We start from the raw sequence: 8,340 nt of genomic DNA, 5'->3' as shown, positions 1-8,340 counted from the left end.
TAAAATTTTTTCCCTTTTAATTCAAAATTCAACATTCAAAATTCATAATTTTATAAAGTTTTCCTTAAGATTATCTAAACACATACATTTTGTAAAGCGTTATGGAATTAACTATATATAAAAGATATGGGTAGGTTTCAGTCCCTTTAAGCGTGCAAAGGATGCTCATCTTTCCCTTACCGGACAAAAGGTAAGAACCATAGACAAGGAAAACGCCTTTTTATTTGCAAACCCTGATTGTTCTCCTTATAATGTTATTATGGATGTTTCTATTTTGGATGAAGTTTCCGCTATATTAGAAAAGCCCTCTTTTTCAAACCTTGATAGTCAGGTAATAATTGATATATCAGAGGATAAGTCACAATGCTTTCTTACCATAACCCATCCTGTTCTTTTTGGAAAAATACCAGAGTTTGAGGTCGTTTTAGCCTTGATAGAAGAAAAGGGAATAAAAAATATAGATGAGAAAATAATAAGAAGGGTTTTAAAGGAAAGGGATTTTGAAAAAAAACACCTTATCGCAGAAGGAAAAAAGGCAAAAAAGGGGGAAAAGGCAAAATATTTATATAGATTTGGGAAAATAGAAGAGAGGGAATCTCCATTGGATAAATTTGAGGCAATCCCCGGACAACTCCTTGCGGTAAAGACAAATCCAACAAAGGGAAGCGATGGAATGGATGTATGTGGAAATGTAATAGAAGGCATTATGGGAGATGATATTGTTATGATTGCTGGGAAGAATACGGCTATTTCAAGGGATAGGACAAGAATTTATGCGACAAAAAATGGTTTTGTTTCCTGGAAGAAAGATCGGGTAGACCTTGAACCTCTTATCTCTATAGATGGCGACTTAACCAGCGATATAGAATTTGATGGAAGCTTAAATGTATCTGGCTCTATAAAGGGAGCAAAGGTAAAGATAGAGGGAGAGCTTAAGGTTTCTTTAAATATTGAAAATTCATCAGTTAGTGCAGGTGGAAGCATAGAGGTCTTTGAGGGGATAATTGGCTCAGAAATCACATCAAAGGGTGATATTATAGGAAATTCAGCAAGCTCTTCAACCCTACAAGCAACCTCATCAATAATCATAAGAACAGGAATAAATGATTGCAATTCAAAAGCAAGGTCTATATTTATTCCCGGAGCCAAAGGTATAATAATGACAAAGGGGACACCGCCACCTGCTTTATTTACAATTCCTATTGTTATATCAAAGGGGCTTTCTGGTCTTTCGGGAGGGAGTGCTCATTGTGAAAAGGTAATTGATGTCGAGGTTTTGGGCGATGTTTCTCATAAAAAGACCGAAGTAAAGGTAGAGAGAGGGGGGACAATATCTGCCTCATCATCCATATATCCAAAGACAAAAATAACCATTGGTTTAAGAAGCCAGGAAATAATAAAACCCATAGAGGAGGTAACATTTATTGAGGAAAGGGGAAAAATATTGCAAATCCCATATAAACAGGCAGAAACAGAGCTTATAACGCCTATATATGGGCCAACCATATTAAAAGACCCTCCCTCTGTAATCCTAGAAAAAGGCAATACAAAAAAAGAGGCATCCCTTTTATTACAGATAGAAGAAAATAGCCTAGAAGAATTCCTTATTCCTGAATATCAAGCTTCTATCTTTTTTCAAAAGGGCATAGATGGGCCCTGGAAAAAGCTTATTTTAGAGATAGAAAATAAAAGAAAGCAAGAAAGGGAAAAGCCAGGTTCTTTTAAGATTGATAACCTTCCCGAGGGACTATACCTTACCATTTATCCACCCGGAGAAGAGGGACTACCAGTAAAGCCAAGGGATTTAATAGAAATCTTTAAGGAATATAAAGGGCTTAATCCAGAGGCAATAAGGGATGCTATTGTCCAAAGGGATGGGAAGCCTGTAAAGATAGGAGAGAGGCAATATATCCCAGAGATTGATGGAAAGATAACATTAAAGCTTGAGGACGAAGAAAAGATAAAGAATGCAAAGGCATTCTTGACCATTGGTTCACCAAAGGAGGGGGGGGAGCAAATCCCATATTCAGAGATAATAAAGTTTATTGAGAAAGAGAAAATAAGGGCATTCGATAAGAAAAAGATAGCATTGGCCTTAAAGAAAAAATACTACAACAAGCCATTTCTCATATCTTCTGCTATATTTCCAAAAAAGGGAGATGATGCTTGTTATATCTATAAATTTGGGGAAGGGCCTTATGATTACCCAGATGTAATAGAAGGCCAGATATTGGCAATAAAAGAAGCCCCAAAAATTGGTGAGGAGGGAATTAACTGTATAGGAGAGGTTATTCCAGGGATATTGGGCAGCGATTTTAAAATCCAGGCGGGAAGGAATACATTTCTCTCAAAAGATGAAAATATTTTGTATTCTTCTTCCTTTGGCAGGGTATTCTGGACCAATAACCGAGCTGATGTAGAAAAGGTTATGGAAATAGATGGCGATTGTGAAAAAGACATTGAATTTGCTGGAAAGGTTATTATAAACGGCTCTTTGAAAAGGGGGGTAAAAATTACCTCAGAGGGAGGGATTTTAATAAAGGGGCAAGTCTTGTCAAGGTGTGAGATAACCTCGGGTGGCTCTATTGAGATAGATTCTGATATAAAAGGAGAAGATGGCCAGGAAATAGCTATTTCTGCAAAGGGTGATGTTATCGCAAACTCAGTATCCTTTTCAAATATATCATCCGAAGGCTCTGTAATTGCAAGAACAGGGGTTACCGATTGTAATATTATTGCCAAATCCCTTGTCATTACAGGAAGGAAGGGGATAATAATGACAAAGGGAACACCACCCCCTCCCATATTTACCATTCCCATTGCTATGGCATCTGGAGTAAAAGGCTTGGTGGGTGGAGGAAAAATAGAGGTTTCGGAATTTATTGATGTTGAGCAGATTGGCTCTGTTTTGCATAAGAAGACAGATATAGTTATAAAGAGCGAAGAGGGAAAAATCAGTGTTCAGGATGCGGTATATCCAAAGGTGAGTATGAAAATAGGAAAGGCATTTCTCTTTGTCTCTAGGCCATTTGAGGGAGGAGGATGCTTTAAGCAAGAATTGGGAAAGATAGTAAAGCATTCTTACGAAGAAATTCCTGCAGATCTTACATTCATTCCATATTCAACAAGCATAAAGGATGTTCCTCCCTCAATTGCCCTTTTATCAAATGAAAAAGAAAAGGCAAAAGAATTCCTTTCTCTTTCAGAGATTTCATCCATAAGCCTTGATGAAAAGCTTTCCCTATTTTTTCCCAAGGGAATAGAAGGGCCTTGGAAAGAGAAGGAAAAGGAGATTACTTTAAAGATAAAGGAAAAGGAGGAAGCACCTGGTTCTTTTAAGATTGATAATACGCAGGATGGTGTTTATCTTAGCATAAACCCACCAGGGATAAGGGGAAAACCTGTAAATATGGAGGATGTTCTTCTTTCTACCTCAGAATTTTTTGATATAGATGAGCCCGCCATAAAAACATCAATTGAAAAAATGGATGGAAAGCCTGTAAAGATAGGAGAGAGGCAATATATCCCAGATCTTGATAGCCCTGTTAAGATAGAGATAATCGATGAAGGCGAAATAAAGGCAAAAAAGGTTCTTTTGACAATAGGAGAGCCAAAAACAGGTGGAAGAAAAATAAGGTATAAAGAGGTTTTGTGGCTTTTAAAGAAGGAGGGGATAATTTATGGAATAGATGAGAAAAAGATCCTTCTTGCCTTAAAAAAGGATTATCATAAACCATTTCTTGTTGCATCTTGTCTTGTTCCCACAAAGGGAGAAAATGCATCCTATCTTTACAAATATGGGGATAAATTTGATGTAATACCAGGGCAAATTCTAGCCATAAAAAAGGAAAAAACAAGGGGAAATAATGGGATAAATTGTCTAGGAGAGGAGATTCCTGGGATTTTTGGCGATGACTTTGAAATTATTAGCGGAAGGAATACAAGGCTTTATTCTCAAAATATTTTGTATTCACAAGCCTCTGGGAGGGTAACTTGGGATGGAAATAGGTGCGATGTGATTAAAACGCTTGTAATAGATGGAAACCTTGAGGAGAATTTGGATTTTTCTGGGAAGATAATTATTTCTGGCTCTGTAAAAGAGGGGTTAAAGATAAATGCTTTACAAGGTATAGAGATAGGAGGAGATATTGGAAATTCCTGTAATGTTTCCTCAGGGGAGAGTGTGCAGGTTTCTGGACATATCCTTTCTAAGACATCTATTGATGCAAAATATGATATTATCGCCCAATCAGCATTTGAATCTACCCTTAATGCAGGGGGAGCAATTGTTATGAATACAGGAATGAGGTGCAAGGCATCGGCTGATAGAATATACATTGTTGGAAAAAAGGGTGTAATGATGTCAAAAAATAAGCCAGAAATACCAGAATTTACCCTGCCTCTTGCTATAGAAAGAGGGGTTAAAGGCCTTGTGGGTGGAGAGATAGAAGCAAGGGAGATTTTTGCAGATATTATTGGCTCTGTAGAACAAGAAGAGACAACAATAGGGCTAAAAAGGGGAGGAAGGATTTCTTGTGGATGCGTATATCCAAAGACAAAGATTAATGCTATTGAGATAAAAAAGCAATCTGATAACATAGGGTTTCAAGATGAGGGAGGAAGAATTAAAGAAATAGCCTATAAGCCCTTTGAGATTGTTTTGACACAAGCCCAAATAGAAGCTCCAAGGGAAAAATATCCAGAATCAATAGCCCTTTTAAAGGAAGAAAGGGAAATGGCAAAGGCTATTCTTAAATTAAGCGATGATAAGATAGGGTTTATTGAATTAGATGATGAAATAAGTCTATTTTTTGAAAAAGGGATAAAGGGTCCTTGGGTTGAGATAGAAGAAAGAATAGAAAAGGAAAAGGAAAAACCAGCAAGCTTTAAGATAAAAAACCTTCCCGAAGGGCTATACATTACAGTAAATCCCGGCGGAATAAGGGGAAAACCCCTTTCCTTTGAAGAAGTTGAAAGGGCTATACAAAAATTTTATAATGTTGATATATCTGCGGTAAGAGAGGCGATAAAATCTTCCTCTGGAAAGCCTGTAAAGATAGGAGAAAGGCAATACATTAAAGAGATTGATGGAAGGATAGAGGTAATTGTGGATTAACGGGTATGGGTTTGACACATGCCATTTTAAATTTATTCCATTGACATATTCCCTATTTTTCTGTAATATAAATATATGCTAATTGTACAAAAATATGGAGGCTCATCCCTTGCAAACCCAAATAGGATAAAGAAGGTTGCCAGGAGAATAACTGGGCTGAAAAAGAAAAATAACCATCTTGTGGTGGTTGTTTCTGCTATGGGAAAGACAACGGATGAGCTTATAAGCCTTAGCCATCAAATAACAGAAAATCCACATAAAAGGGAGCTTGATATGCTTATTTCAACCGGAGAGCAAATCTCAGCCGCCCTCCTTTCTATGGCTATCTATAATGAAGGTTTTAAAGCTGTCTCTTTAACCGCCTCACAGGTTGGAATACGCACAGACAATAGCTTTACAAAGGCAAGGATAAAGGGGATAGATACAGTAAGGATAAACAAGGAGCTTTCCGAGGATAATATTGTAATTGTTACAGGGTTTCAAGGGATAACAGAAGAGGATGAGATTACAACCCTTGGCAGGGGTGGCTCTGATACAACAGCCGTTGCCCTCGCTCGTTGTTTGGATGCAGAGTCTTGCGAAATATATACAGATGTTGATGGTGTCTATACCGCTGACCCAAGGATTGTGCCAAAAGCAAAGAAGTTGGATATTATTTCGTATGATGCAATGCTTGAAATGGCATCTTTAGGCTCTGTTGTTTTACAAACAAGGGCGGTTGAATTTGCAAAGAAGTATAGCGTTGTCATTCATTTAAGGTCAAGTTTTAATGACAATCCAGGAACAATTATTTGTGAGGAGGTGATCACAATGGAAGAGCCAATTATTTCAGGAATACCAACAGATTCAAATTGTGCAAAGATTACGATTATCGGTATTCCAGACAAACCAGGAACAGCGGCTGAAATATTTCAAGCCCTGGCAGACCACGGAATAAATGTAGATATCATTGTCCAGAGCCAAAGCCCTGATAAAAAGGCAAATATCTCATTCACAGTAGATAGGGCTGATATTTCCACAAGCTTAGGGATTATAGAAAAAATAAAAGAAAAGCTTGGTGCAGAGAAGGTTCTTTCTGATGATAATATCGCCAAAGTCTCTATTGTTGGAGTTGGAATGAAAAGCCATCCAGGTATTGCAGCAAAGATGTTTAAAATCTTGGGGGATAAAAGGATAAATATTGATATGATATCTACATCAGAGATAAAGATATCCTGTGTTATTGAAAAAAGCAAGATGGAACAAGCAGCAAATGCCCTGCACAGCGGCTTTGGTCTGGATTAAGAAATTGGTATATGTTTAGCCTTTAGTGATTAGATAAAATGGGATTTGTAGGTTCATTGATCATTCATAGTGCTTTTCTCTTTCTTTCATCCTTTATTATTTTGAATAGGGAGATAAAAGAGGAGAGGATAATCGAGGTATCCCTTGTTTCCATTCCAGAAGCACCAAGAAGAGAAATATTTCCTATACAAAGAAAGGCAACAAGGGGACCTGTTAGGCCATCAGCAAAGAGCAAAGCCATTCCTTCACGATTTAAGCCCAAAAGGATAATACCAGAGGAAATGTCAAGCAAAAAGGGAAAGGTAGAAGAAGTTTTACCCTGGAAACCTGTTAGACCAAATCTTGATATTGCAAATACTTATGGAGAGATATTTACAGGAACAGGAACAAAAGGGGATGTTGGTATAGGAGAGGGAAAAGGAGAGGGAGGAGAAGGTGGAAAGGGAGAAGGAAGGGGAGGTCCATATACACTAGAAATTACAGGAGAGGTGGCAAGAAGGGCAATTTTTTATCAAGAGGGATTTAAGATTCCAGAATGGCTTGAAAAAAAGGGTATATCCCTTGAGGGAAGCTTTAAATTTTGGGTTTTACCAGATGGAAGCGTTGACAGGGCTACAATCCTCTATTCATTCGGATATAGAGAGCTTGATAGCCTTGCTATAAATTCTATATTAAGATGGAGGTTTGCTTCCCTAAGGGAGGGAAAATATGAAGAATGGGGAATTGCAAGGATAAAAATTAGGTTGAAATAATGGAAAAGATTGGTAATTTGTTGGTTAAAAGTGGGATGATCTCCCAGGATCAGCTTACCCGGGCATTGAGGGAACAAGCAAAAAATCCAGGTGAGCGGCTTGGTCATACCCTTGTCAGGCTTGGCTATATTGGAAGGAGGGAGATGATTATGTTTCTTAATGAACAAAAGGTAAAAAAGCAAAGGAAGAAATCCTGGATAGAAAAGCTATTTGGAAAATGAAAGACAAAAGATTAGGAGAGATTCTTCTAAAGGAAGGATTGATAGACGAGGAAAAGCTTAATAAGGCATTGTTTCTTCAGAGAGAAACAAAAAAAAGGGTTGGAAAGATTCTGGTAGAGCTTAATTTTATCTCTGAGGAGAAGATATGTGAAGCTTTATCAAGCCAGATGAATATCCCAAAGGTTAACCTTTCTGAGCGGGAAATTTCCTTTTTTGATGAGAGGTTAAATTCTTTAATTAAAAAAAAGAAAGTCCTTCCCCTGGTAAAAAACAGTAATACAATTGTTCTTGCTATGTCAGATCCCCTTGATGTTATTACGATGGACGATGTTAGGAGGATAACCGGATGCGAAGTAAAGCCTGTTGTAGCCACAGAGAGCCAGATAGATGAGGCTATAAAGAGGTATTATGAAGATCGCCTGGTAAGAGATTTAAAGACAAAGGATTCTACGCTCTCACAATTTGTAGACTCAATAAGAAAAGGCCAACCTAAACCATTTGCCGTAGACACATCTTTTTTTCTTGAAGCAACAAAGAGCATCTTTGCAGGAAGAACAAGGGATATAGAGGCAGAGGATATATTAGGTGATCTTCTGGTTAGAAAGGGGATAATCACCCAATCCCAGCTTGATCTGGCAAAGGAAAAAAGAAATGAGGAAAAGCTTGGTGATGTTTTGGTAAGGCTAAAATTTACAAGCAGAGGCAGGGTCTTGACCGAGCTTACCCAGATTTTGTTTAAAATATGACAAATAAAGGAAAAGATAATATTTGACAATCCTACCATTTTATCTTATCCTTAAAGAGGAATAAGGATGGGATTTGTAAGAACATCTGTTACAATTATAGTTAATTCCATAACGCTTTACAAAATGTATGTGTTTAGATAATCTTAAGGAAAACTTTATAAAATTATGAATTTTGAATGTTGAATTTTGAATTAAAAGGGGAAAAATTTTATAAAACTTAA

At 37.3% G+C, this 8,340-nt stretch carries 5 protein-coding genes; all 5 read left to right on the top strand.

What is annotated here, in order from left to right:
• Nucleotides 1-259 precede the first annotated feature (259 nt).
• The 5 genes from AB1397_08540 (at nucleotide 260) to AB1397_08520 (ending at nucleotide 8,119) form a co-directional block, all read left to right on the top strand.
• Nucleotides 260-5,116 (top strand): flagellar assembly protein A, encoded by a 4,857-nt coding sequence (locus tag AB1397_08540; GenBank protein ID MEW6483020.1) that lies wholly within the window; start codon nucleotides 260-262, stop codon nucleotides 5,114-5,116.
• Between the two features lie 75 nt (nucleotides 5,117-5,191).
• A complete protein-coding gene (locus AB1397_08535) occupies nucleotides 5,192-6,400 on the top strand; it encodes an aspartate kinase (protein ID MEW6483019.1) in 1,209 nt (402 codons plus the stop codon).
• 38 nt (nucleotides 6,401-6,438) lie between these two features.
• Nucleotides 6,439-7,152, top strand: a complete 714-nt coding sequence (locus AB1397_08530) for an energy transducer TonB (protein MEW6483018.1) — start codon at nucleotides 6,439-6,441, stop codon at nucleotides 7,150-7,152.
• Nucleotides 7,152-7,373, top strand: a complete 222-nt coding sequence (locus tag AB1397_08525) for a hypothetical protein (protein MEW6483017.1) — start codon at nucleotides 7,152-7,154, stop codon at nucleotides 7,371-7,373. Before AB1397_08530 ends, AB1397_08525 begins: the two co-directional genes overlap by 1 nt.
• Entirely contained in the window at nucleotides 7,370-8,119 is a 750-nt protein-coding gene (locus AB1397_08520; protein ID MEW6483016.1) for a hypothetical protein, read from the top strand. The genes AB1397_08525 and AB1397_08520 overlap by 4 nt, the downstream gene beginning before the upstream one ends.
• The last annotated feature ends 221 nt before the right edge of the window (nucleotides 8,120-8,340 follow it).

The sequence above is a fragment of the bacterium genome (assembly GCA_040756715.1).
Classification (GTDB): Bacteria; UBA9089; UBA9088; order UBA9088; family UBA9088; genus JBFLYE01.
The sequence above is the reverse complement of the archived record's forward strand: the minus strand, read 5'-3'. Positions and strand labels throughout refer to the sequence as shown.

What these genes read in the sequence shown, in the direction of transcription:
- AB1397_08540 (MEW6483020.1), top strand. Translation starts at nt 260, where the DNA reads ATGGATGTTTCTATTTTGGATGAAGTTTCCGCTATATTAGAAAAGCCC.
- AB1397_08535 (MEW6483019.1), top strand. Translation starts at nt 5,192, where the DNA reads ATGCTAATTGTACAAAAATATGGAGGCTCATCCCTTGCAAACCCAAAT.
- AB1397_08530 (MEW6483018.1), top strand. Translation starts at nt 6,439, where the DNA reads ATGGGATTTGTAGGTTCATTGATCATTCATAGTGCTTTTCTCTTTCTT.
- AB1397_08525 (MEW6483017.1), top strand. Translation starts at nt 7,152, where the DNA reads ATGGAAAAGATTGGTAATTTGTTGGTTAAAAGTGGGATGATCTCCCAG.
- AB1397_08520 (MEW6483016.1), top strand. Translation starts at nt 7,370, where the DNA reads ATGAAAGACAAAAGATTAGGAGAGATTCTTCTAAAGGAAGGATTGATA.